The 24,510-nt window shown below is 59.7% G+C and carries 21 protein-coding genes and 1 pseudogene; 17 read left to right on the top strand and 5 right to left on the bottom strand.

The features are described from left to right. The first annotated feature begins 153 nt into the window (after window positions 1–153). Both ACA064_RS25625 and ACA064_RS25620 read left to right on the top strand, forming a co-directional pair. Window positions 154–459 (top strand): DUF2288 domain-containing protein, encoded by a 306-nt coding sequence (locus tag ACA064_RS25625; RefSeq protein ID WP_497670622.1) that lies wholly within the window; start codon window positions 154–156, stop codon window positions 457–459. Window positions 460–798: 339 nt separating this feature from the next. Continuing rightward, entirely contained in the window at window positions 799–1,695 is an 897-nt protein-coding gene (locus ACA064_RS25620) for an NAD(P)-dependent oxidoreductase (RefSeq protein ID WP_497670621.1), read from the top strand. Here ACA064_RS25620 and ACA064_RS25615 read toward each other — a convergent pair. Then, window positions 1,661–3,874: a putative bifunctional diguanylate cyclase/phosphodiesterase gene (locus ACA064_RS25615; protein ID WP_497670620.1), complete on the bottom strand. Its 2,214-nt coding sequence runs from the start codon at window positions 3,872–3,874 to the stop codon at window positions 1,661–1,663. The two genes, ACA064_RS25620 and ACA064_RS25615, sit on opposite strands and share 35 nt — an antisense overlap. Window positions 3,875–4,159: 285 nt before the next feature. Between ACA064_RS25615 and ACA064_RS25610 the strand changes: the two genes are divergently transcribed. Continuing rightward, window positions 4,160–5,506 (top strand): spinster family MFS transporter, encoded by a 1,347-nt coding sequence (locus tag ACA064_RS25610; RefSeq protein WP_497670619.1) that lies wholly within the window; start codon window positions 4,160–4,162, stop codon window positions 5,504–5,506. Between the two features lie 195 nt (window positions 5,507–5,701). Here ACA064_RS25610 and rapA read toward each other — a convergent pair whose 3' ends face one another. Next, entirely contained in the window at window positions 5,702–8,548 is a 2,847-nt protein-coding gene (gene rapA / locus ACA064_RS25605) for an RNA polymerase-associated protein RapA (RefSeq protein ID WP_497670618.1), read from the bottom strand. 155 nt (window positions 8,549–8,703) lie between these two features. Here rapA and ACA064_RS25600 point away from each other — a divergent pair, with 155 nt between their 5' ends. From ACA064_RS25600 to ccoM, 3 genes are all read left to right on the top strand, one after another. Next, the gene (locus ACA064_RS25600) at window positions 8,704–9,045 is read left to right on the top strand and encodes an aspartate-semialdehyde dehydrogenase (protein ID WP_497670617.1); all 342 of its coding nucleotides are present in this window, start codon (window positions 8,704–8,706) and stop codon (window positions 9,043–9,045) included. 150 nt (window positions 9,046–9,195) lie between these two features. After that, window positions 9,196–9,357, top strand: coding sequence for a hypothetical protein (locus ACA064_RS25595; RefSeq protein WP_191624241.1), 162 nt, complete (start codon window positions 9,196–9,198; stop codon window positions 9,355–9,357). Between the two features lie 143 nt (window positions 9,358–9,500). Continuing rightward, window positions 9,501–9,617, top strand: a complete 117-nt coding sequence (gene ccoM / locus ACA064_RS25590) for a cytochrome c oxidase subunit CcoM (RefSeq protein WP_318184109.1) — start codon at window positions 9,501–9,503, stop codon at window positions 9,615–9,617. Window positions 9,618–9,798: 181 nt separating this feature from the next. Here ccoM and ACA064_RS25585 read toward each other — a convergent pair whose 3' ends face one another. Both ACA064_RS25585 and ACA064_RS25580 read right to left on the bottom strand, forming a co-directional pair. After that, window positions 9,799–11,274: an inorganic phosphate transporter gene (locus ACA064_RS25585; protein WP_497670616.1), complete on the bottom strand. Its 1,476-nt coding sequence runs from the start codon at window positions 11,272–11,274 to the stop codon at window positions 9,799–9,801. Window positions 11,275–11,651: 377 nt separating this feature from the next. Beyond that, window positions 11,652–11,852, bottom strand: a complete 201-nt coding sequence (locus tag ACA064_RS25580) for a hypothetical protein (RefSeq protein ID WP_150641610.1) — start codon at window positions 11,850–11,852, stop codon at window positions 11,652–11,654. A gap of 710 nt (window positions 11,853–12,562) precedes the next feature. Here ACA064_RS25580 and pcaR point away from each other — a divergent pair. From pcaR to pcaC, 11 genes and pseudogenes are all read left to right on the top strand, one after another. Continuing rightward, window positions 12,563–13,405, top strand: a complete 843-nt coding sequence (gene pcaR / locus ACA064_RS25575; RefSeq protein ID WP_497670615.1) for a pca regulon transcriptional regulator PcaR — start codon at window positions 12,563–12,565, stop codon at window positions 13,403–13,405. A gap of 300 nt (window positions 13,406–13,705) precedes the next feature. After that, the gene (gene pcaK, locus ACA064_RS25570; protein WP_497670614.1) at window positions 13,706–15,052 is read left to right on the top strand and encodes a 4-hydroxybenzoate transporter PcaK; all 1,347 of its coding nucleotides are present in this window, start codon (window positions 13,706–13,708) and stop codon (window positions 15,050–15,052) included. Window positions 15,053–15,465: 413 nt separating this feature from the next. After that, window positions 15,466–16,323: a CoA transferase subunit A gene (locus ACA064_RS25565; protein WP_150803597.1), complete on the top strand. Its 858-nt coding sequence runs from the start codon at window positions 15,466–15,468 to the stop codon at window positions 16,321–16,323. Then, a complete protein-coding gene (locus ACA064_RS25560; protein ID WP_497674327.1) occupies window positions 16,320–17,102 on the top strand; it encodes a CoA-transferase subunit beta in 783 nt (260 codons plus the stop codon). Before ACA064_RS25565 ends, ACA064_RS25560 begins: the two co-directional genes overlap by 4 nt. Further along, the gene (pcaF, locus tag ACA064_RS25555; RefSeq protein ID WP_497674326.1) at window positions 17,099–18,304 is read left to right on the top strand and encodes a 3-oxoadipyl-CoA thiolase; all 1,206 of its coding nucleotides are present in this window, start codon (window positions 17,099–17,101) and stop codon (window positions 18,302–18,304) included. Before ACA064_RS25560 ends, pcaF begins: the two co-directional genes overlap by 4 nt. Window positions 18,305–18,335: 31 nt before the next feature. Continuing rightward, the gene (gene pcaH / locus ACA064_RS25550; protein WP_497670613.1) at window positions 18,336–19,040 is read left to right on the top strand and encodes a protocatechuate 3,4-dioxygenase subunit beta; all 705 of its coding nucleotides are present in this window, start codon (window positions 18,336–18,338) and stop codon (window positions 19,038–19,040) included. A 1-nt stretch (window position 19,041) separates the two neighbouring features. Continuing rightward, window positions 19,042–19,608 carry a protocatechuate 3,4-dioxygenase subunit alpha gene (pcaG, locus tag ACA064_RS25545; protein WP_497670612.1) on the top strand — a complete coding sequence of 189 codons (567 nt, stop codon included), beginning with the start codon at window positions 19,042–19,044 and terminating at the stop codon, window positions 19,606–19,608. 70 nt (window positions 19,609–19,678) lie between these two features. Then, window positions 19,679–20,215: pseudogene (locus ACA064_RS25540) on the top strand (MFS transporter); the annotation flags it as partial. 48 nt (window positions 20,216–20,263) lie between these two features. Beyond that, the gene (locus tag ACA064_RS25535) at window positions 20,264–21,628 is read left to right on the top strand and encodes a 3-carboxy-cis,cis-muconate cycloisomerase (RefSeq protein WP_497670611.1); all 1,365 of its coding nucleotides are present in this window, start codon (window positions 20,264–20,266) and stop codon (window positions 21,626–21,628) included. 11 nt (window positions 21,629–21,639) lie between these two features. Continuing rightward, window positions 21,640–22,455, top strand: coding sequence for a 3-oxoadipate enol-lactonase (gene pcaD, locus ACA064_RS25530; protein WP_497670610.1), 816 nt, complete (start codon window positions 21,640–21,642; stop codon window positions 22,453–22,455). A 10-nt stretch (window positions 22,456–22,465) separates the two neighbouring features. Further along, the gene (gene pcaC / locus ACA064_RS25525; RefSeq protein ID WP_150803589.1) at window positions 22,466–22,858 is read left to right on the top strand and encodes a 4-carboxymuconolactone decarboxylase; all 393 of its coding nucleotides are present in this window, start codon (window positions 22,466–22,468) and stop codon (window positions 22,856–22,858) included. Between the two features lie 155 nt (window positions 22,859–23,013). On the opposite strand, the gene ACA064_RS25520 is transcribed toward pcaC, so the two are convergent. Next, the gene (locus ACA064_RS25520; protein WP_497670609.1) at window positions 23,014–24,276 is read right to left on the bottom strand and encodes an OprD family porin; all 1,263 of its coding nucleotides are present in this window, start codon (window positions 24,274–24,276) and stop codon (window positions 23,014–23,016) included. Window positions 24,277–24,510 lie beyond the last annotated feature (234 nt).

Raw genomic sequence — 24,510 nt, 5'->3', positions numbered from 1 at the left:
AAGAAAAAGACAGAATTGCGGCGGGTCTGACCTTAATTCAGCAGACAATCCTTGGCGTTCCTGAACTTTTGTATCAATCACTCATTTGTAGCTGGGTTTTTCTGCCAGGCCAGCGACGTTATGATTGCGTCGTTTTCTTTTCTGGTGAAACCCATGACTCAAGAACCTAGCACCCTCTATGCCAAGCTGCTTGGTGAAACCGCATCTATTACCTGGAAGGAGCTTGAACCGTTCTTCGCCAAGGGTGCCCTATTGTGGGTCGACGCCTCTCTGGATTTGATCGAAGCAGCAGAAGCCGTGGCCGAGAACCAGGCCGGGAAAGTGGCTGCCTGGTTGGCCGGCGAGGAGCTTGGCAAGGTGTCTGCGTCGCGGGCGCAGGATCTTCTCGAGCGTGATCCGCAGCTCTGGGCAGTGGTGGTTTCGCCATGGATTCTGATCCAGGAAAGGGCGCAGGCTTGAATCTATGCACCAATAAAGTGCGTGCAATCGGCAGGTAAAAGTGTGTAGGCGAGTAACCGCGAACAGAGTGATGGCACGATGCCGTAGAGAAAGGCCACAGCTCGGATCTGGCGAGGGTGACGTGCACGTAACGGGAACAGTTGAGTAGGGAATCGACGAGCTGCTTAATTGTTACTGATTGTGAGTCGGGGCGGGGGGGGTTGGTGTCTTTTCTACCGCTATCGCGAGCAAGTCGGATCGCCGCACCGCCGCTCCCACACTTGAACTGCGTCATGCAAACCGTCGCATACATACCGCAGTTCCAATAATCGACATTCTTCAGTTCGGCAGGAGTGAGTTATGAGTGCTGCATTACCTTCTTTGGCCTTTGCCGGCATCGGTTTGATGGGCTTGCCAATGTGTCGCCGCCTGTTGGCTGCAGGCTATCCGTTGGCAGTCTGGAACCGCAATCCGCAAAAGTGCGCGGCGTTGGTCGAGGCCGGAGCGCGGCAAGTGGCAACTCCTGCTGAGCTGTGCCAACAGGCCGATATAGTGATGCTGTGCCTGGCCGACACGGCGGTAGTGCGGGAGGTGGTATTTGCTACGGCGGGTGTGGCGCAGGGGGCAACGGCCGGGAAGTTGCTGGTGGACTTTTCCAGTCTGGAGCCGACCGCAACCCGGGAGATGGCCGCACAATTGTTCAGCGAAACGGGTATGGGCTGGCTCGATGCACCGGTCTCGGGTGGCACCGCTGGAGCCGAGTCCGGCAGCCTGGCGATCATGGTTGGTGGGCACGCGACGGATGTCGAGCGGCTGCGGCCAATCCTCTTGACCCTGGGGCAGCGGGTGACGCACATGGGCGCAGTGGGGGCAGGGCAGGTAACCAAGACGTGCAATCAGATGATTGTCGCTTGCAATGCACTGGTGATCGCCGAAGTGGTGGCCCTGGCAGAGCGCTCAGGCGTCGATGCAAGATTGATTGCCGAGGCACTGGCCGGTGGTTTTGCCGATTCCAGACCGCTGCAGATTCTTGCCCCGCAAATGGCCGAAAGCCGTTTCGAACCGGTGAAGTGGCATGTGCGCACCTTAGTCAAGGACCTGGACACTGCCGTGACGTTTTCCCGCGAGCAAGGCTCGGCCACCCCCATCAGCGGACTGGCTGCCCAACTGATGCGCTTGCACAGTGGCCAGGGCAACCAGGAAAAAGATCCCTCGACGTTGGTCAAACTGTACCGTGGGCAATCCCCACAAGACTGAGGGTCGCCGGGCTGCGCTGTTTACGCAGGTTGATTTCGTTCAGCACCGGATGCAATTCATCCAGCGGGACCGGCGGGCTGAGCAAATAGCCCTGAACGAAATCACAGCCGTAGAGCTTGAGGAAATCGTATTGCTCAACGGTTTCGACGCCTTCGGTGACTACTTGCAAGTGCAGTGTGTGGGCCATGACGATAATGGCCTGGACTATCTCCATGTCCTGGGTCGACCGGGGAATGTCCTGGATGAATGAACGGTCGATTTTCAAGGTGTCCAGCGGTAACCGCTTGAGGTAGGCCAGGGACGAGTAGCCGGTGCCGAAATCGTCGATCGATAGTGAGACGCCGAGTGCACGAATCTGCCGCAGCAATACCAGCGTATTGGCGATGTTGCCCATCAGGGCGTTTTCGGTAACCTCCAGTTCCAGCCGTTGCGGGGCGACACCATTGGATCGCAGGGCGCTTTCTATCTCGTCGACGAGTTCTTCGCGTGCCAGGTTGAGGGCCGAACAATTCACTGCGATTTTCAACTCCGAACAGCCCTGGCGGGATAGCGTGCTCAGGTCCTCGCAGGCTTTGCGCAGCACCCAATTGTCCAATTCGGCGATCAGCCCGTTGGCTTCGGCAATACCGATAAACCGATCAGGCGCCAACAAGCCATGGGTGGGATGTTGCCAGCGCACCAAGGCTTCAAGCTTGCTGACCTTGCCGCTTTTCAAGTCAAGAATCGGCTGGTAATAGAGCATCAGCCCGCTTTCCTCGCGCAATGCATTGCGCAACTCTTCTTCCAGTTGCAGTTCGAGGGTGGCCTTGGTTTTCAGATTGGGACTGAAAAAATGCAACCCGTTACGACCACTGCCTTTGGATTGATAGAGCGCCAGGTCAGCATTCTTCAGCAGTTCCTCGCAGGTCTTGCCATCGTCGGGAAACACGCTGATGCCAATGCTGGTGGTCATGACCATGCGCCGCCCGGACAGCTCGATCGGCTCCTTCATTTTTTGCATGATCCGTTGCGCCATGTGCCGTGCTTCATCACGATGGTGGAGGTTGATCAGGATGCAAAACTCGTCACCACCAAAGCGCGCAACCACATCCTCATGGCTGCGGGTCGCGCCCTTGATGTGGCTGGCGAGTACTTTTAACAACTCGTCGCCAGCGTCATGACCAAGACTATCGTTGATGCGCTTGAAGTGATCGATATCCAGAAACAACACCGCCAGCATGCCGCCGTGGGTAGTTTTATCGATGAGCTTCTCGGCGAAGATCTGATTGAAGCCGCGGCGATTGGTCAAGTTGGTCAAGGCATCGTAATGGGCCACATGTTGAAGCGACATGCGGGCCTGATCCAGTTGGCTGAGCAGCGCGTTGACCCGGCGCAGATCGTGCTCCTTGTTCTGCAGTTTCTTGTCCGCCAGTGCGGCGCTGATGCTGCTGCCGATAATCAACAAGGTGATGACGGCGATGGTCAGACCCAATTGCATGTGGTTGTTGTCGGCGGGGAGTTGCTCAAGGTTGCCGGCGGGCAGTACCAGGATCATTGACCACATGCCGGTGAAGTGCATGCTGACGATACCGGCCCCGAGCACCAGGCTGGCGCTGTATTTGAGCAGTTGGTGAATAAAGCCACTGCCGTCACGCAAATGACGAGACAGCAACAAGGCGGCGAGGCTGGCACCAATGGCGATCACGATGGACAAGACAAACAGCATGGGCTGGTAGTAGGCAGTGGCATTCGAGCGCATGGCGGCCATGCCTGTGTAATGCATGGCGGCAATTCCCAGGCCCATCCATACCGAGGCTTGCAGGTACTGCAATAGATTGAGGTGGGCGTGACTGAGGGTGTACATCGCCAGCAATGACGCGACCAAGGCAATCAGCAATGAGAAGAGGGTAATCGGCAGCTCATAGTGGATTTCAATCGGCGCCTGGAATGACAGCATGCTGATGAAATGCATGGCCCAGATACCGCCAGCCAGACAACAAGCTCCGACCCAGCACCAGATTCGTTTGGAAGCGAATTTTTCCACATGGCCGACACGCTCGGTCATATCCAGAACTGCAAAGCCGGCCACGCACGCAACCACATAAGCCAACAGCACCAGAAAGGGGTTATGACTGCAATCAAGTACAACTTGCCCGCTCTCTGGAAGCTCGGTAACAAAACGCAAACCAAGCCAATCCATAGCATGCTCCATCTCTGATTCAGTCAGCGCCCAGCGCCATAAGTGCTGATGAGTCGTTGGAGTATAGATGCCGTGTATGGACCGCAAGGGGTGATGGCACATTAATCTCAAGCATTTTGCAATGAGTTCGGGAATGCTTAGAACCGAAAGTAAATCAGCCCCCGCACCCGTCTCCATGAGGGGGTATCAGCTTTACGAATAATTACAGACAGGTCTGGCGGGTCTGACTAGATTGCTGATTCCGGGTGGCAGCCACGCCCCAATAACAATAAAAGAGACAGACCTATGCAGAACTCGAACCAAGCGGCGAATGCCTGGCGCATTCTGTTCCTGCTGTTTCTGGCCAATCTGTTCAACTTTTTCGATCGCACCATACCGGCCATCATCATCGAGCCGATCAGAATGGAATGGCACCTGAGTGACTTCCAGATCGGCTTGATCGGCACTGCCTTTACCATCGTTTACGCGATCGCCGGGCTGCCTCTGGGGCGGATGGCCGACACTGGTTCTCGCCGCAAGTTGATGGGCTGGGGGCTGGCGGCGTGGAGTGGGCTGACCGCGGTCAATGGCCTGGTGGGCAGTTTCTGGGGCTTCCTGCTGGTACGCATGGGGGTGGGTATTGGTGAGGCCAGCTACGCGCCGGCCGCCAACTCGCTGATCGGCGACCTGTTTCCGGCCCATCGCCGGGCTCGGGCCATGGGCATCTTCATGCTTGGCTTGCCGCTGGGACTGCTGCTGGCGTTTTTCACCATCGGCGCTATGGTCCAGGCGTTCGACAGTTGGCGCGCACCGTTTTTTATCGCTGCGGTGCCGGGATTGCTGTTGGCAGTGTTCATGTTCTTCATCAAGGAACCGAAGCGTGGCGCGGCAGAAGCCGTCCAGGTCTCCCAGGAACCGGTCGATCGACCAATCCGCCGGGTGCTGGCGATCCCGACCTTTCTGTGGCTGGTGTTGGCGGGGCTGACTTTCAACTTCGCCACTTATGCCTGCAACTCCTTTTTGGTGCCGATGCTGCAGCGTTATTTCCTGATGCCCTTGCAGGAAGCGGCAGTGGCGACCGGGGTGATCGTCGGCGTGACCGGACTGATCGGCCTGACCCTTGGCGGCTGGGTGGCCGACAAGATTCACCAGCGAGTGGCTAACGGTCGACTGCTGTTCGCTGCCGGCAGCCTGATCATCTCGACCCTGGCCACCGCTTGGGCGCTGCACGCCGGACGGATCGAGATCGGGGTGTTTGTCGCGGTGTTCAGCCTGGGCTGGCTGTTTGCCTATAACTTCTATACCTGCGTCTATACCGCGATTCAGGACGTGGTCGAGCCACGTTTGCGGGCCACTGCCATGGCGTTGTTCTTTGCCGGGCTGTATCTGTTGGGTGGTGGGATGGGGCCGATTGTGGTGGGTGCTCTGTCCGATCACTTCGCCCATGCCGCGATGCTCTCGGCCGGTGCCGAGCAGATGACCGAGGCGTTCAAGGCCGTTGGCCTGCATGACGCGATGTACCTGATCCCGGTGGCGTTGTTCCTGACCATGCTGTTTCTGTTCCAGGCTTCGCGTTGTTTCGTTCGGGATGCGCAGCGGATGAAGGAAGGGTTGGTTGCCGTTGAGCCGCAGATTCCGGTGGTGACTGCTTAAGATCAAAAGATCGCAGCCTACGGCAGCTCCTACAGTGATCCTGCACACCCGCGAAGTTGCGGGTGGACACAAATTCTGTAGGAGCTGCCGCAGGCTGCGATCTTGGCGATCTTCCTCACACTGATGGTTTTCAGTGGTAACAAAAAAAGGCCCGCATCGCGCGGGCCTTTTTTTGTCGGGGGAGGGAGCTGCTAATCAGCCCGCTACCAACACCCGTATCGCTTCCAGACGCAAAGCCGCTTTGTCGAGCATGGCCAGGCCTTGCTCGCGTTGCTGGCGCAGGGCGATCAGCTCGCTGTCGCGCACGGTCGGGTTGACCGCTTGCAAGGCAGTCAGGCGCGCCAGTTCTTCGTCGGTATCGGCAGCCAGGCGACGTTGCGCTTCGGCCACCCGTTCGGCATGACGTGGTGCGATTTTCGCTTCGCCGGCGTTGATCTTAGGCGTCAGCTGATCGCGCTGAGCCTGGATGAACTTGTTGGCGCTGGCCCGTGGCACGCTTTCGAGCTGGTCGTTCAAGGTCTCGAAGGACACGCGGGTCGACAAGTCGTTGCCATTGGCATCGAGCAGGCAGCGCAGCGCGGCCGGAGGCAGGTAACGACCCAGCTGCAGCGAGCGTGGGGCAACCACTTCGCTGACGTAGAGCAGTTCCAGCAACACGGTACCGGGTTTGAGCGCCTTGTTTTTGATCAGCGCGACGGCGGTGTTGCCCATCGAACCGGACAGCACCAGGTCCATGCCGCCTTGCACCATCGGGTGTTCCCAGGTGATGAACTGCATGTCTTCGCGAGACAGCGCCTGGGTGCGGTCGTAGGTGATGGTCACGCCTTCGTCGTCGCCCAGCGGGAAGCTGGCGTCGAGCATTTTTTCGCTCGGCTTGAGGATCAGGGCGTTTTCCGAATGGTCTTCACTGTCGATGCCAAAGGCGTCGAACAGGGTTTCCATGTAGATCGGCAGGGCGAACTGATCGTCCTGTTCGTGGATCGCCTCGACCAGCGCATCACCTTCGCCGGCGCCGCCGGAATTGAGCTCCAGCAAGCGGTCACGACCGCTGTGCAGCTCGCTTTCCAGTTGCTCGCGGGCGCTGCGGGCTTCGTCGATCAGGCTCTGCCATTCATCGTCATCGGCGCTTTCCAGCAGCGGCAACAGGCGCGGACCGAATTGATGCTGCAGGGCGTTGCCGGTGGGGCAGGTGTTGAGGAAGGCATTCAGCGCTTCGTGGTACCACTGGAACAAGCGTTGTTGCGGGCTGGTTTCCAGGTACGGCACGTGCAGTTCGATGGTGTGTTTCTGGCCGATCCGGTCCAGACGTCCGATCCGCTGTTCCAGCAGATCCGGATGCGCCGGCAGATCGAACAGCACCAAGTGGTGCGAGAACTGGAAGTTGCGGCCTTCACTGCCGATTTCCGAGCAGATCAGCACCTGGGCGCCAAACTCTTCATCCGCGAAGTAGGCGGCAGCGCGGTCACGCTCGAGGATGTTCATGCCTTCATGGAAGACCGTGGCCGGGATGCCCGAGCGCACGCGCAAGGCGTCCTCGAGGTCCATCGCGGTTTCGGCGTGGGCGCAGATCACCAGCACTTTGGTGCGCTTGAGCATCTTCAGCGTGTCGATCAGCCACTCGACCCGCGGGTCGAAGCGCCACCAGCGCTCTTCTTCATTGACGTCCGGCTGGGACTGGAAGCTGACTTCCGGGTACAACTCGGCGTGATCACCCAGCGGCAACTCGAGGTATTCGTCCGGGCACGGCAGGGGGTACGGATGCAGCTTGCGCTCCGGGAAGCCTTGCACGGCGGCGCGAGTGTTACGGAACAGCACGCGGCCGGTGCCGTGGCGGTCCAGCAGTTCACGGACCAGGCGCCCACTGGCTTCGATGTCGCCATCGTTGACGGCGGTGAGCAGGGCTTCGCCTTCGTCGCCGAGGAAGCCTTGAATGGTTTTATGCGCTGCCGGGGACAAACGGCCCTGGTCCAGCAGCTCCTGAACGGCTTCGGCCACCGGGCGATAGTTTTCGCTTTCGGCGCGGAACGCGTGCAGGTCATGGAAACGATTCGGATCGAGCAGGCGCAGACGCGCGAAGTGGCTGTCCTGGCCCAATTGTTCCGGGGTCGCGGTCAGCAGCAGCACGCCAGGAATCACTTCCGCAAGCTGCTCGACCAGCGCATATTCCGCGCTGACCTGATCTTCATGCCAGACCAGGTGGTGCGCTTCGTCGACCACCATCAGGTCCCAGCCGGCCGCGAACAGCGCGTCCTGGGCCTTCTCGTCGTCTACCAGCCATTCCAGAGCAACCAGTGCGAGCTGGGTGTCTTCGAACGGGTTGGCGGCATCGCTTTCGATGAAGCGTTCTTCATCGAACAAGGCAACCTGCAGGTTGAAGCGCCGGCGCATTTCCACCAGCCACTGGTGCTGAAGGTTTTCCGGGACCAGGATCAGCACCCGATTGGCGCGACCGGAGAGCAGTTGGCGATGGATCACCAGGCCTGCTTCGATGGTCTTGCCCAGACCCACTTCGTCGGCCAGCAGAACTCGTGGCGCAATCCGGTCGGCCACTTCGCGGGCGATGTGCAGCTGGTGGGCGATCGGTTGCGCACGCACGCCACCCAGGCCCCAGAGTGAGGATTGCAATTGGCGGCTGGTGTGTTCGAGGGTGTGGTAACGCAGCGAAAACCACGCCAGCGGGTCGATCTGCCCGGCGAACAGACGGTCGCTGGCCAGGCGGAACTGAATGAAATTCGACAGCTGGGTTTCCGGCAGGGTCACCACGTCGTTCTGCCCGTTGAGCCCGTGGTAGACCAGCAGGCCGTCAACATCGTCGACCTCGCGCACGGTCAGTTTCCAGCCTTCGAAGTGAGTGATCGAGTCACCCGGCGAGAACCGCACACGAGTGAGGGGCGCATTCCGTAGCGCATACTGACGAGTGTCGCCAGTGGCCGGATAGAGCACGGTCAGCAAGCGACCGTCCTGTGCCAGAACGGTGCCTAAACCTAGCTCGGCTTCGCTGTCACTAATCCAGCGTTGCCCCGGTTGATACTGCTGCGCCATGCTGCCTGACTCCCGCCTTGAAAAAGCCGACTATATTAACGGATCGAGGCCTCCAGACCAAAGGGTTACGGTGATGAGCGGGTCACAAGTTTGCGCCCGATGGCTCAAGTCGCCACCCTGGCAGCCGACAGCCTGCTGACAGGAGACTAATAATTATGCTGCCACCGATACTTCCCTTGAGTGTCGTGCCAATCACTTCTCAGCAGGATCCGGTCCGCTCCACTCCGGATATTCCGCCTGTAGTGCCGGTGCAACCGAGCTCCAATGAAAGCACCATCGATCTGCAAAAACGCGATGCCGAACATTCGGCGTTGATATTACGTGAAGAGCAGCAACGTCAGCAGCAACGCAATAAACGTCGGCGCGAAGCCGATGAAGATCCGCAGTCGCATCTGGCCGTGCCCGGTGACGAGCTCAACGCAGACAACACCGTGCCCGTGGTGCCGCTGATGGACGATCAGCCGCGTCAGGGATTGTGGGTGGATGTCGAGGTTTAGCGTCGTGCAAGGTGTAAAAGTTTGCTGCCGACTCCGCTGGCGACTGGTCAGCACCGGCATCACACCGCATTATGGGCAGACTCCGGGGTGCAGTGCGGTTGCCCTGCTGCGCCTGAATTCGACCGACAGCCAGACGATGCAATCAACGCCATGAGCCAAGACGACAAGCTGATAGACCTGAACTCCGAGCGTGCCAAGCGCGTGCATGACCTCAATGAAAAACGCCTGAACGAAGTCCGCCAGGCTTTCGAACAGGCCATGCCGTTGGGAAAAGCCAGGAAAAAGCCGAAAAACAAACCGAAAAAGCGTTGAATCCCCCTGCGTCCGTTGACGCAGGTCAGTTATTTCCCTTCTTTACATCTTCTTTCGGGCGCTATTGATCCCGGTCAATTTTTATTGAAGCCTGATTGGTTAACTTAGCCCTATCGCAACAGGGCAAGAGCAGGAGGCCAGTCATGTTTTTCGACAACGTAGTGATCGCCGGAGTGGTTACAGTCGGCCTTATGGTGGTGTTTTTCGCAGGGTTTGGATTCTTTATCTGGAACGATGCACATAAGAGCAAAAAGCCTTAAGTCTTTCCGGTACACGAGCACGCAAGGCATTTTGGGCGACTTCGGTCGCCTTTTTTTTTGAGTGCGAGAAAGTGCCGGAGCTGCCGCAGGCTGCGATCTTTTCAGGGCTGATTACATTCCGGCGGGCATAAAAAAAGGTGCGATCCAGACGGATTGCACCTTTTTTGCAACAAGCTGAAGATCAGCTACCGAGGACTTTCGATGCCAGCCAGAACAAACCGGCCGACAGGCCTACCGTTGCTGGCAGGGTCAGGATCCAGGCCAGCAGGATGGTCCTCACGGTGCCGCCTTGCAGACCGCTTTTGTTTGCCACCATGGTCCCGGCGACACCCGAGGACAGCACGTGGGTGGTGGATACCGGCAGGCTGAAGATGTTGGCCATGCCGATGGCGCAAGCGGTGGTGATCTGGGCCGACATGCCCTGAGCGTAGGTCATGCCTTGTTTGCCGATCTTCTCACCGATGGTCAGCACCACGCGCTTCCAGCCGACCATGGTGCCGAGGCCGAGGGCCAGGGCTACTGCAAGAATTACCCAGAACGGCGCATATTCGGTCGTTGCGGTCAGGTCTTTGCGCAGCTTGTTCAAGTCAGCCTTTTCACGGGCATCCAGGGCCGGCAGCTTGCCGACTTTCTTCGCCGTGTCATCCAGGCAGAGCAAGTAGCGACGCACTTCAATACGGCTTTCCGACGGCAGCGAGTGATAGTCCGCTACACCTTTGAGCGTGCCGAGGAGCGCGGAAATGGTCGGTTCGGTCTGTTGCGGATTGCAACGGAATTTCTCCGGCAGATCGCCTTTGACGCTTTTGCCCAAGGCCAGGAATTCACCGAGCGAGGCATTGTTGCGCTGATAAAACTGGCTCAGGTGCAAGGTCGCATCGCGGGTTCGTTCGATCTGGTAGGTGGTGCTGGTCAGGTCGAGCACGAACTGCGAAGGGACGATACCGATCAATACCAGCATGATCAGACCGATGCCTTTCTGGCCATCGTTGGAGCCGTGGACAAAGCTCACCGCCATCGCGGAGATCACCAGGACCAAGCGATTCCAGAACGGTGGATGTTTCTTGTCGTCGAGCTTGCGGCGCTCGTCCGGGGTCTTGTGCATCTTGGACAGCGGACGCCACCATTTAAGGCCAACGAGCACCAGGCCCGCGACCAGGAAGCCGGCCATCGGCGAGAACACCAGAGAGGCACCGATATCAATGGCTTTCTGCCAGTTGACACCATCGGCCAGCGGAATGTCGTTGATCAACGCATTCGCCAGGCCCACACCAAGGATCGAACCGATCAAGGTGTGCGAACTGGAGGCCGGGATACCGAAGTACCAGGTGCCCAGGTTCCAGGTGATGGCGGCGGCGAGCAACGAGAACACCATCGCCAGCCCGTGGCCAGTGTTCACATTGATCAACAGCTCTACCGGCAGCAGGTGGACGATTGCATAGGCCACGCCGACCCCGCCCAGCAATACACCGAGGAAGTTGAACACACCGGAAAAGAACACGGCCAGGTGGGGGGGCATGGCTTTGGTGTAGATAACAGTGGCCACCGCGTTTGCAGTGTCATGAAAGCCGTTGATGAACTCGAAGGCGAGGACAAAGGCCAGGGCGAGCAAGAGGCTCACAAGCACCCAAGCATCCAGTCCGCTGAATAAATCGATCATGAAGAAATTCTGACCCGGTCGTAAGGGGGCGCGATTATGCCAGAAAACCGTAGTAATCGATGCACTACGTGTTCATCGGTAACATTCTTCAATGAATTAGTTTGTAACAGCCCCCCAGGCCTCGGGTTTTTTCCTGGTCCGGCAAGCTATTGATTTTGCTGATTATGACCGAAATGCCAGGGTTTTTTGGGGAATAGGCGAAGCGCTGAAATAGTCGTAGGAAATTTCAGTGGGTGAGGCCGGCGATGAGCCATTTGCCTCTTCCTGTTGGGGCGAGGCGGCAGCCGCCCGCTTGTAGCGAGCGGAACAGGGTCGATGATCCAGCCAGCTGTTAACTGACAGGCATGGTCAGCCCTGAAGGATTCAAACCGGAGCGATCATGGCTCTTCGGCTTTGAGTTCCTTTTCCATTTTCTGCAGTTCTTGAGTAAAGGCCTGATCAAGAATGCTGGCGCGCTTGCGCCAAGGTTTGCGTTCCGGTTCGGGCTGAGCGGCGTAGGTGGTGATTTCCCCGCCGTAAACATCCTTGTAGCGTTGTTCCTGGCGCTCAAGTTCCGCGCGCAGTTCGTCTTTCGTCACATTATTACCTAACTGAGTTGAGATGAATCCTGGTGATACGCCTTGCAGCATCGTTGTTTATCAAGGGAGTGTCCCAGACCAGGTTATACAAGCCCTTGGCTTTTGACAGCAATTCGATAAACAGCATCCTTGTGGCAAGCGGTCACGGCACCAGAGAAGAACAACTGCCGTGCAACAGTTCTTGTGCAAGCGTTTTGGCTGGGCATTTGAATGGGCGCCAGGCGCTTGCTGCAGGAAGTGCCACTGGAACTGGCGCTACCTGGGTAATTGGATCCGAGGGTGTAAAGAAACCGCGGTCATCACATGATGCATTATAGCGGTCGGTTTGAATAACACTATCACCAAGAAGTTAAAACTCGTCAACTTTGTGCGAGGTTTTGTTACGGACAATTTTCCATTGTAAGTACGTTTTTCCCCTCTGGACAGTTGTGCTCTGTGTTTGCTGCGAGATTAATGCGCGCAAAGTTGTGAGGGGTAAGCACCCGACTCCGGGGGCTATGCCTGTTCATCCCGAAAAGTGTGAACTTTTGTATATTTGCGACGTCGCGCATGAGTCACGGGAGAAGAAATCCGACCCGTGCGAGCGAAAGGCGCTAATTGCGATTATCGATTAATGGTTCGATAATCGCCCAACCTCGACTGCCCGTAGCTTGCGTATCTGCTGCGCAGCAGCCTGTAATAGATGTCGATCTGTGGGCAAAGGACCTGAAATGAACGATCAACTGCGCAATTCATTCGCTTCAGTGGCTCCGCCGATCGTCGCCTCGCCGGCCAAGCGGATCCAGGCGCTGACCGGTGACCCGGATTTCATGACCTCCCTGGCGCGCGGTCTGGCGGTGGTGCAGGCCTTTCAGGAGCGCAAGCGCCATCTGACCATCGCGCAGATTAGCCACCGCACGGAAATTCCTCGGGCGGCGGTGCGTCGTTGCCTGCATACGCTGATCAAGCTGGGTTATGCGACCACCGATGGGCGTACCTATTCGTTGCTGCCCAAGGTGCTGACGCTGGGCCATGCCTATCTGTCCTCGACGCCGCTGGCAGTTTCGGCCCAGCCTTATCTGGATCGCATGAGCGAGCAACTTCACGAGGCTTGCAACATGGCGACGCTGGAGGGTGATGACATTCTATATATCGCCCGTTCCGCGACGACTCAGCGTCTTATCTCGGTCGATCTGTCAGTGGGCGGGCGTCTGCCAGCCTATTGCACCTCCATGGGACGGATCCTGCTGGCGGCACTGGATGATGCCTCGCTCCACGAATACCTCGACCACGCCGAGTTGCAAGCCAAGACCAGTCGCACCTTGCACACCCCCGAAACACTGCTCGAATGCCTGCAACAGGTTCGCCAGCAAGGTTGGTGCATTGTCGATCAGGAGCTCGAGCAAGGTCTGCGCTCGATCGCCGTTCCGGTGTACGACGCTTCCGGGCAAGTGCTGGCGGCGTTGAATGTCAGCACCCATGCCGGGCGTGTGAGCCGCAATGAGCTTGAGCAGCGTTTTCTGCCCAGTCTGCTGAGTGCCAGTCGCGATCTGAGTGCGCAGTTGTTTGCTTGATACCTAAGCTGTTCGGTAAACGCACAGATACGTGTTTGGCGAATTGACGCTGTTTCCCTTGCTTCATTAATGTCGCCGCAGAGCCATCCGGCGTAGTCGGTTACCTGCCAGCAGCCAGGCGGCGATTCAATAATAATGAAGAGGCCAACCCCGCCATGAGTACTGTTTCCTCCAGCTGTTGCCTGCACCGGTTCTGCCTGCGGGCCAAGGTTGCCTGACTCCGGTATTGCGCCCCCTTTGTGAACCCGCTGGCCAGTGCCGGCATCCGATCGCCTGCATATTTGGTGTGGAATAATAATAATGAGTCTGCCTCAGTCTGCTGTAGGGAACTGCCTCGACGTGCAGTCCTTTATCAATGCTCAACCGCTGTCCCGCTATCAGTGGCGGGTGGTGATCCTGTGTTTTCTGATTGTCTTCCTCGATGGCCTGGATACCGCGGCCATGGGCTTCATTGCGCCGGCGCTGTCGCAGGACTGGGGGATCGATCGCGCCAGCCTCGGTCCGGTGATGAGTGCGGCGTTGATCGGCATGGTCTTCGGCGCCTTGGGTTCCGGACCGCTGGCCGATCGTTTCGGTCGCAAAGTGGTGCTGGTGGGCGCGGTGCTGCTGTTCGGTGCGTTCAGCCTGGCATCGGCCTACAGCAGCAACGTTGACCAACTGCTGATGCTGCGCTTTTTGACCGGGCTGGGTCTGGGTGCCGGCATGCCGAACGCCACCACGCTGTTGTCCGAGTACACCCCGGAGCGGCACAAGTCGCTGCTGGTCACCAGCATGTTTTGTGGATTCAACCTGGGCATGGCGGGTGGCGGGTTCATTTCGGCGAAGCTGATTCCGGCGTTCGGCTGGCACAGCCTATTGCTGATCGGCGGGATCTTGCCGTTGATCCTGGCGCTGGTCTTGTTGTTCTGGCTGCCGGAATCGGCGCGGTATCTGGTGGTGCGCAATCGCGGTACCGACAAAGTGCGCAAGGCGTTGGCGCCGATCGAGCCGACGGTCGTCGGCCAAGCCGCCAGCTTCAGTGTGCCGGAACAGAAAACCGTGAAGGCCCGCAATGTGTTCGCGGTGATTTTCTCCGGTACCTACAGCGCCGGGACCTTGTTGTTGTGGCTGACCTATTTCATGGGGCTGGTCATCGTCTACCTGCTGACCAGCTGGCTGCCGACGCTGATGCGAGACAGCGGCGCGAGCATGGAACAGGCAGCGTTCATCGGCGCGTTGTTCCAGTTTGGCGGAGTGCTCAGCGCGGTGGCGGTGGGCTGGGCGATGGACCGGTTCAACCCGCACAAGGTGATCGGTATTTTCTACTTGTTGGCGGGGGGCTTTGCCTACGCGGTCGGGCAGAGTCTGGGCAACATCACCCTGTTGGCAACCCTGGTGCTGGTCGCTGGTATGTGCGTCAACGGTGCGCAATCGGCGATGCCGTCATTAGCGGCGCGCTTCTATCCGACCCAGGGTCGGGCGACCGGGGTTTCCTGGATGCTCGGGATCGGTCGGTTTGGCGCGATTCTCGGGGCGTGGATGGGCGCTACGCTGCTGGGGCTGGGCTGGAACTTCGAGCAAGTGCTGACCGCACTGGTGATTCCAGCAGCGCTGGCAACCACCGCGGTGCTAATCAAGGGCATGGTCAGTCATGCGGATGCGACCTGATCAGGTTTTGAAAAAGTCACTGTCGATTTGGCGAGCGGGCTTTTGTGGCGAGTGGGCTTGCCCACGCTCGAGCGCGAAGCGGTCGTCATTCGGTCACCGCGTTTTGCCTGACGAATCGCGGTCGCCGGAATTACGACTGCTTCGCAGCCGAGCGGGGGCAAGCCCCCTCGCCACAGGTACCGTGTATTGGCAGAGATTCCTGTGGGAGCGGCGATGCGGCGATCCGACTTGCCCGCGAAGCTTTTTGGTAGCCACGCAGAACCGATAGGCTGACAACAATCTGTTCGATAATCGAACAGTTAGTCGATTATCGGATTGTTTGACGATTTTTAGAGGCTTAATCTTCAGTCATCCGGCGCTGCTCATCGCGCCATCTCTTCCACGTCGGTTTACTGAATTCGGGAGTCCACTCCATGGCTGAAATCCTTTCGCTGCATGACGCGGTGAAGCAGTTCGTCAACGACGGCGATACCGTCGCGCTCGAAGGCTTCACTCACCTGATCCCGACAGCGGCGGGTCATGAAATCATTCGCCAGGGCAAGAAAGACCTGACCCTGGTGCGGATGACGCCTGACCTGGTCTACGACCAGCTGATCGGTGCCGGTTGTGCTCGCAAGTTGATTTTCTCCTGGGGCGGTAACCCGGGTGTGGGCTCGCTGCACCGTCTGCGTGACGCGGTCGAGAAACAATGGCCGCACGCGCTGGAGATCGAAGAACACAGTCACGCCGACCTGGCCAATGCCTACGTGGCGGGTGCCTCTGGCCTGCCGTTCGCGGTATTGCGCGCCTACGCCGGTTCCGACCTGCCGAAGGTCAATCCCTTGATCAAAAGCGTGACCTGCCCATTCACCGGTGAAGTACTGGCGGCGGTGCCTTCGGTGCGCCCGGATATCACCGTGATCCACGCCCAGAAAGCCGACCGCAAAGGCAATGTGTTGCTCTGGGGCATCCTCGGCGTGCAGAAGGAAGCGGCACTGGCGGCCAAACGCTGCATCGTCACCGTGGAAGAAATCGTCGATGACTTGAAGGCGCCGATGAACGCCTGCGTGTTGCCAACCTGGGCCCTGAGCGCTGTGTGCCACGTGCCGGGTGGTGCGCATCCGTCCTACGCTCACGGATACACCGAGCGTGACAACCGTTTCTACCAGGCTTGGGATGCGATTGCCCGCGACCGCGAAACCTTCACCGCCTGGATCAACGAATACATCCATGGCAGCGCTGATTTCAGTGAATTCCAGGCCAAGCTGGCCCGTGCTTCGGAGGCCAAATAATGACTTACTCCACCAATGAAATGATGACCGTCGCCGCCGCCCGCCGGTTGAAGAATGGTTCGGTATGCTTCGTCGGCATCGGTCTGCCTTCCAAGGCCGCCAACCTGGCGCGGCTGACCTCCTCGCCGGACGTGGTGCTGATCTACGAATCCGGCCCGATTGGCGCCAAGCCAACTGTACTGCCGCTGTCGATCGGTGATGGCGAACTGGCTGAAACCGCTGACACCGTCGTAGCGACCGGAGAGATTTTTCGCTATTGGCTGCAGGGCGGGCGCATCGACGTCGGCTTCCTCGGGGCCGCACAGGTCGACCGCTTCGGCAACATCAACACCACCGTAGTCGGCGACTATCACCAGCCGAAAGTCCGCCTGCCCGGTGCCGGTGGCGCGCCGGAGATCGCCGGTTCGGCGAAAAGTGTGCTGATCATCCTCAAACAGTCGGCGCGCTCGTTTGTCGACAAGCTCGATTTCATTACCTCGGTCGGTCATGGCGAAGGCGGCGATTCGCGTCAACGTCTCGGCTTGCCAGGCGCCGGACCGGTGGGGATCATCACCGACCTGTGCATTATGGAACCGGAAGCCGGCAGCCACGAATTCGTGGTCACCGCGCTGCACCCGGGTGTGACCCGCGAGCAGGTGATTGCCGCCACCGGTTGGGCCGTGCGCTTCGCCGATCAGGTCGAGCACACCGCCGAACCGACTGAAGTCGAGCTCACCGCTTTGCGTGATCTCGAAGCACGCACCGCGGCGGCCCATGGCCAAGCACCGGGAGAAGCCTGATGCGCGAAGTCTTTATCTGTGACGCGATCCGCACCCCCATCGGCCGTTTCGGTGGCGGCCTGGCGGCTGTCCGTGCCGACGACCTGGCCGCTGTGCCGATCAAGGCGCTGATGGAGCGCAACCCTTCAGTGGACTGGAACGCGGTGGACGAGGTGTTTCTCGGCTGCGCCAACCAGGCCGGCGAAGACAACCGCAATGTCGCGCGCATGGCGCTGCTGTTGGCCGGTCTTCCAGAAAGCATTCCCGGCGTGACCCTCAACCGTCTCTGCGCTTCGGGCATGGACGCCATCGGTACCGCGTTCCGGGCGATTGCCAGCGGTGAGATGGAGCTGGCGATAGCCGGCGGCGTCGAGTCGATGTCTCGCGCACCCTTTGTCATGGGCAAGGCTGACGCGGCGTTCTCGCGCAACATGAAGCTGGAAGACACCACCATCGGCTGGCGCTTTATCAACCCGCTGATGAAGGCCCAATACGGCGTCGATGCGATGCCGCAGACCGCCGACAACGTCGCTGATGATTACCGGATTTCCCGCGCCGATCAGGACGCTTTCGCCTTGCGCAGTCAGCAACGGACTGCGGCCGCGCAAGCCGCCGGGTTCTTTGCTGAAGAAATCGTCCCGGTGCGCATTGCCCACAAGAAGGGCGAGAGCGTGGTCGAGCAGGACGAGCACCCGCGCGCTGAAACCTCGCTGGAAACCCTGAGCAAACTCAAGCCAGTGAACGGCCCGGACAAAACCGTCACCGCCGGCAACGCCTCGGGCGTCAATGATGGTGCTGCGGCGTTGATCCTGGCCTCGGCCGAAGCCGTGAAGAAACATGGCCTGACCGCCCGCGCCAGGGTGTTGGGCATGGCCAGTGCCGGTGTTGCGCCACGGGTGATGGGCATAGGCCCGGTGCCGGCGGTACGTAAATTGACCGAGCGCCTGGGGCTGGCTGTCAGCGATTTCGACGTGATCGAACTTAACGAAGCGTTCGCCAGCCAGGGCCTGGCGGTGCTGCGTGAACTGGGTCTGGCCGATGACGCCGCGCAGGTCAACCCGAACGGCGGCGCCATTGCCCTGGGTCACCCGTTGGGCATGAGCGGGGCACGACTGGTGCTGACCGCGTTGCACCATCTGGAAACGACTGGCGGCAAAAAAGGCCTGGCGACCATGTGTGTCGGCGTCGGCCAGGGCCTGGCTTTGGCGATCGAACGCGTTTGACGCGTTCGCTAACAAGAAAGAGGAGTGCTCCATGACTGACAAGCCTGGTTACCGTCGCCCGCAAGCGGGCACCCAGCCGGAGTATCTGCACCCGGCCTACAAATCCACCAACAGCCGCTCGCCGTCAAAGCCCTTGGTGTTTTTGCCCCATTCGTTGTCGGAAATCACCGGCCCGACCATCGGCGCCGAGTACCTGCAAGACCTGGATAACGACCTGACCGCCCAGCATAAGGGTGAGCCACTCGGTGAGCGAATCATCATTCACGGTCGCGTGCTGGATGAAGACGGTCTGCCGGTGCCGGGGATTCTGGTAGAGATCTGGCAGGCTAACGCTGCCGGTCGCTACAACCATGACCGCGACCTGCACGATGCGCCACTGGACCCGAACTTCACCGGTACCGGCCGCACCGTTACCGACGCGGATGGCTGGTACCAGTTCCAGACCATCAAGCCCGGTGCCTACCCGTGGGGCAACCACCACAACGCCTGGCGCCCGGCGCATATTCATTTTTCGCTGTTCGGCCCAAGCATCCTCACGCGCCTGGTAACCCAGATGTATTTCCCCGGCGATCCGTTGCTGGCCTACGACCCGATCTACAACTGCGTACCCGATACCAGCGCCAAAGAGCGTTTGATCGCCAGTTTCGATCTGGAAAAAACCATCCCTTCCTATGCCCTCGGTTATCGCTGGGACATCGTATTGCGCGGCCGTGAAGCCACGCCGATGGAGAAATAAGATGACGCTCACAGCGACCACTTCACACACCGTCGGCCCGTACTACCACATCGGCCTGACCTGGCTGAACCGTGAAAACCTGACCACTCCCGAGACCCTCGGCGAGCGTGCGGCGATTACCGGGCAGGTCGTCGATGGCAACGGCGACTTCGTCAACGATGCAATGCTGGAAGTCTGGCAAGCCAATGCTGCCGGCAAGTACCGGCATGCCGAAGACGATCAGGACAAACCCCTGGACCCGAACTTCGAAGGCTTTGGCCGGGTGCCAGTGGACGCCGAAGGACGCTTCCGTTTCACCACCATCAAGCCAGGCACTGTGCCGGGCCTCAATGGCACGACCCAGGCCCCGCATCTGGTGGTGCTGGTGTTCGCTCGCGGGCTGGTCAAACACCTGCTGACGCGCATCTACTTCGACGGCGAACCGGCCAACATCGCCGACCCGCTGCTCGAATGCGTACCGGCAGAACGCCGCGACACACTGCTGGCCAAGGCGGATGCCTCAGGCACTTATCAGTGGAATGTGATCCTGCAGGGCACGGATGCCGAGACGGTGTTTTTCGATTACTGAGTGCACTGTGCTTTCTGTGATGTGGGGATAGTGGAGAGGGGGCTTTTTGTGGGGAGGGGGCTTGCCCCCGCTGGCTTTCTACACCTTTACTACCTACATGCAGAAGTACCTGGTGAACACCGCCGGGATGCACGCCAAGACCGCCAGCTACATCATGACCGGCGCACTCTTCCTTTATATGTGCATGCAGCCGCTGTTCGGCATGCTCGCCGACAAGATTGGCCGACGTAACTCGATGCTCTGGTTCGGTGCGCTGGGCACCTTGTTCACCGTGCCGATTCTGCTGACCCTGAAAACCGTGACCAACCCGTTCATGGCCTTTGTGCTGATCACCCTGGCGCTGGCGATTGTCAGTTTCTACACCTCCATCAGCGGTCTGGTGAAAGCCGAAATGTTCCCGGCACAGGTTCGGGCATTGGGGGTAGGCTTGGCTTATGCGGTGGCGAACGCAGTATTCGGAGGTTCGGCGGAATACGTGGCCCTGGGCTTGAAAACCATGGGCATGGAGAACAGTTTCTACTGGTACGTCACGGCGATGATGGCGGTGGCCTTCCTGTTCAGCTTGCGTCTGCCAAAACAGGCGGCTTATCTGCACCACGATCTTTGATCTGTCCGCGTGCGCCCGTTGCGGGTGCACGCCTCCAAGGGATTGTTTATGAGCGAACGACCGAGCAATCAATTGTTCGATGCCTACTTCACTGCCCGCGATATGCGTGAAGTGTTTTGCGATCAGGGCCGGGTACAGGCGATGCTCGATTTCGAAGCGGCGCTGGCCCGGGCGCAGGCGCGGGTCGGATTGATTCCGCAGACAGCGGTCATGCCTATCGAAGCGGCGTGCCGGGCAGAACACTACGACTTCTTCGCGCTCGGCGAGGCGATTGCCACGGCGGGCAATTCGGCGATCCCGCTGGTCAAGGCGCTGGGCAAACAGATCGCCAGCCAAGACGTCGAAGCCGAGCGTTATGTGCATCTGGGGGCCACCAGCCAGGACGTGATGGACACCGGTCTGGTGCTGCAACTGCGCAGCGCCTTGCTGTTGATCGAGGCTCAACTGGCGCGACTCGGCGAGAGCCTGGCAACCCAGGCGCAACGCTATGTGGCGACGCCATTGGCCGGACGCACCTGGCTGCAACACGCGACACCCGTGACCCTGGGCATGAAAATCGCCGGCTGGCTGGGGGCCGTGACCCGCAGCCGCCAACGCCTGCAGGAACTCAAACCGCGTCTGCTGGTGCTGCAATTCGGCGGCGCTTCCGGGACCCTCGCGGCGCTCGGTGAGCAAGCAATGCCGATTGCCGAAGCGCTGGCGCAGGAACTGCAACTGGCGCTGCCGGAACAGCCCTGGCACACCCAGCGCGATCGACTGGTGGAGTTCGGCGCGGTGCTGGGGCTGATCGCCGGCAGCCTGGGCAAGCTCGGTCGCGACATCAGCCTGCTGATGCAGACCGAGGCCGCGGAGGTGTTCGAACCTGCGGCGCCGGGCAAGGGTGGTTCATCGACCATGCCGCACAAACGCAATCCGGTGGGTGCAGCAGTGCTGATCGGCGCCGCGACCCGGGTCCCGGGCCTGCTGGCGACGCTGTTCAGCGCCATGCCCCAGGAACACGAACGCAGCCTCGGCCTGTGGCATGCCGAATGGGAAACCCTGCCGGAAATTTGCTGCCTGGTGTCCGGTGCCTTGCAGCAAGCCCTGCTGGTGACTGAAGGGCTGGAGGTCGATGCCGAGCGCATGGCGAAGAACCTCGAGCTGACTCAGGGGCTGGTGCTGGCCGAAGCGGTGAGCATTGTCCTCGCCCAACGGGTGGGCCGCGATACGGCTCATCACCTGCTCGAACACTGCTGCAAGCGCGCGGTCGCCGAGCAGCGCCACTTGCGTGCGGTCCTCGGCGATGAGCCGCAAGTGACCGCTCAACTATCGGCCGATGAACTCGATCATCTGCTGGACCCTGCCCACTACCTCGGTCAGGCCCATACCTGGGTCGAGCGAGCCGTGGCTGAACATTTTGCCTTGAGCGCATGAAGGAGACTGCTGTGGGATTCGTACAACTCGCCGATGGCGAACTGAACTATCAACTCGACGGCCCGGAAGATGCGCCGGTGCTGGTGCTGTCCAACTCGCTGGGTACCGATCTGCACATGTGGGACCTGCAGATTCCGGCCTTTGCCGAGCATTTCCGGGTGCTGCGTTTCGACACCCGCGGCCATGGTCGTTCGCTGGTGACGCCAGGGCCGTACAGCATCGAGCAATTGGGCCAGGACGTGCTGGCGCTGCTGGATGCCTTGCATATCGAACGGGCACATTTCTGTGGCTTATCCATGGGCGGGCTGATCGGCCAGTGGCTGGGGATCAATGCTGGCGAGCGTCTGCGCAAGCTGGTGGTGTGCAACACCGCGGCGAAAATCGGTGATCCTTCGGTGTGGAATCCACGGATCGAAACCGTGTTGCGTGATGGTCCGGCAGCTATGGTTGCACTGCGCGATGCGTCGATTGCCCGCTGGTTCACCGCGGACTTTGCCGAAGCCAATCCGCAGCAGGCCAAGCAGATCACCGACATGCTCGCCGCCACCTCACCGCAAGGCTATGCCGCCAATTGCGCGGCGGTGCGCGATGCCGATTTCCGCGAGCAACTGTCGTCGATCAAGGTCCCGACGCTGGTGATTTGCGGCACTGAAGATGCGGTCACCCCAGCAGCGGGCGGGCACTTTATTCAAGAACAGGTGCCGGGCGCCGAATACGCCGAGTTCTATGCCGCGCACCTGTCCAACGTCCAGGCCGGCGCTGCGTTCAGTGACCGGGTGCTGGAATTCCTGTTAGCTGAGCTTTCTATTAGTGAAGACGGCGTCTAAGGAGCTGTCCATGGACGAGAAACAACGTTATGACGAAGGCCTGCAGGTGCGCCGCGCGGTCCTCGGCGATGCCCATGTCGACCGCAGCCTCAATGCCCTGACCGAGTTCAACTCGGAGTTCCAGGAAATGATCACCCGCCATGCATGGGGCGATATCTGGACCCGCCCGGGCCTGCCTCGGCACACCCGCAGCCTGATCACCATTGCCATGCTGATCGGCATGAACCGCAATGAAGAGCTCAAACTGCATCTGCGCGCGGCCGCCAGCAATGGCGTAACCCGCGCCGAGATCAAGGAAGTGCTGATGCAGAGCGCGATCTACTGCGGCATTCCAGCGGCCAACGCGACCTTCCACCTGGCGGAGTCGGTGTGGGATGAGTTGGGGGTTGAGTCGAGGGAATAATCCGGGGCGGCAATCTCGGGGTGTTCCCAAAAGATCGCAGCCTGCGGCAGCTCCTACAGGATTTGCGTACACCTTTGGTCACGGTGTATGCGGTCGGTGTAGGAGCTGCCGCAGGCTGCGATCTTGGCGATCTTGCCCGCGAAGCTGTTTGTGGCTTACAGCAAGCTGATCGGGTAGCTGACGATCACCCGGTTCTCATCGAACTCATTGTTGCTGTAGTCGCGGCGGATGCTCGAGTTGCGCCATTTGAGATTGAGATTTTTCAGTGCGCCGCTTTGCACGGTGTAGGCCAGTTCGGTCTCGCGGCCCCATTCCTTGCCGTCGGTGATGGTCCCGGTGTGCACAGTGTCGCCGCTGATGTAGCGGTTCATCAGGGTCAGGCCGGGCACGCCCATGGCGACGAAGTTGTAGTCATGGCGCAGCTGCCAGGATTTTTCCCGGGCGTTGTCATAGCTTGAGTTGTAGCTGTCGTTGGCCAGGGTGCCGCCACTGGTGCCGTTAACCCGCATCCAGGGGCTGTCGCCGCTGACTTTCTGCAGGCCGACATAGAAAGTGTGGCCGCGGTATTTGGCCGAGAACAGCCCGGACCAGGTCTTGTTGTCCAGATCGCCGGCCAGCGCGCTGCCGTCCTCCTTGCCATAGAAGAACCCCAGATTGGCGCCCAGGGTCCAGTCACCCAGGGGCTGAGTGTGGGTCAGGTTGAGGTATTGCTGGCTGTAGATGTCCTGGAGTTCGGCGTTCCACAGACCGATCTGGGTGCGTTTTTCATTGAAGGCGTATTCGGCGCCTTCAAAGTTGAAACGGTCGGAAGTGAACCCGGCTTTGCCGGTCATCGACATGTCGCTCATGCTGCTGTCGTCACGCGGGCTGTTGGCGCGGAACTGGCCGCCGTATAGCGTCAGACCGTCGATTTCCTTTGAGGTGATCTGGCCACCACGGAAGGTCTGTGGCAACGAACGCCCATCATCGGAACGCAGGATCGGCAACACCGGCATCCATTCGCCGACTTTCAATTCGGTCTGGGACAGCTTCGCCTTGAAGGCCACCCCCAGTCGGCCGAAATTGTCCGCCGGGCGTCCGTCGTGATCCAGCGGCAGCAACTGTGTTCCGCCGGTACCGCGTCCGCCGTCGAGTTTCAACGAGTACAGACCGAGCACGTCCACGCCAAAACCAAGCGTACCCTGAGTGAACCCGGACCTGGCATCAAGGATGAAACTCTGGGTCCATTCTTCGGCCTTGCCCTGGGTCTTGGTCGGGTTGGTGAAGTTGCGGTTGAGGTAGAAATTGCGCAGGTTCAGGTTGACCTTGGCGCCTTCGAGAAAGCCGGACTCCTCGGCCATGACCGGCAATGCCGTGCTCGCCAGCGCGATGAACATCACGGCGGGCGCAGTAGCTGAGTAAGAGGTGAATGGCTTCATGGTGATCGGGCTCTCTAATTGTTAGGGATGAAGCAGGGCGCTGCCGCAACCTCGGGTCGCAGACAAGTAGTTGAACTGGGTGGGAAGATCGGGCCGGATCAGCCGGAGCGGGCAGGGCGCGCAGTCATGGGGTCGAACCTGTTGTTATTGGTTGTTGGCGGTGCGAGGGAATGGTGCGTTGGATGGTCGGAGCGGTTCAATTGGCCGTGGCGGGTTTTGGGCGGTAATCGAACG

This window comes from Pseudomonas sp. LBUM1658 (assembly GCF_059716055.1).
Note: the sequence above shows the minus strand (reverse complement) of the source record. Positions and strands in the feature narration are given on the sequence as shown.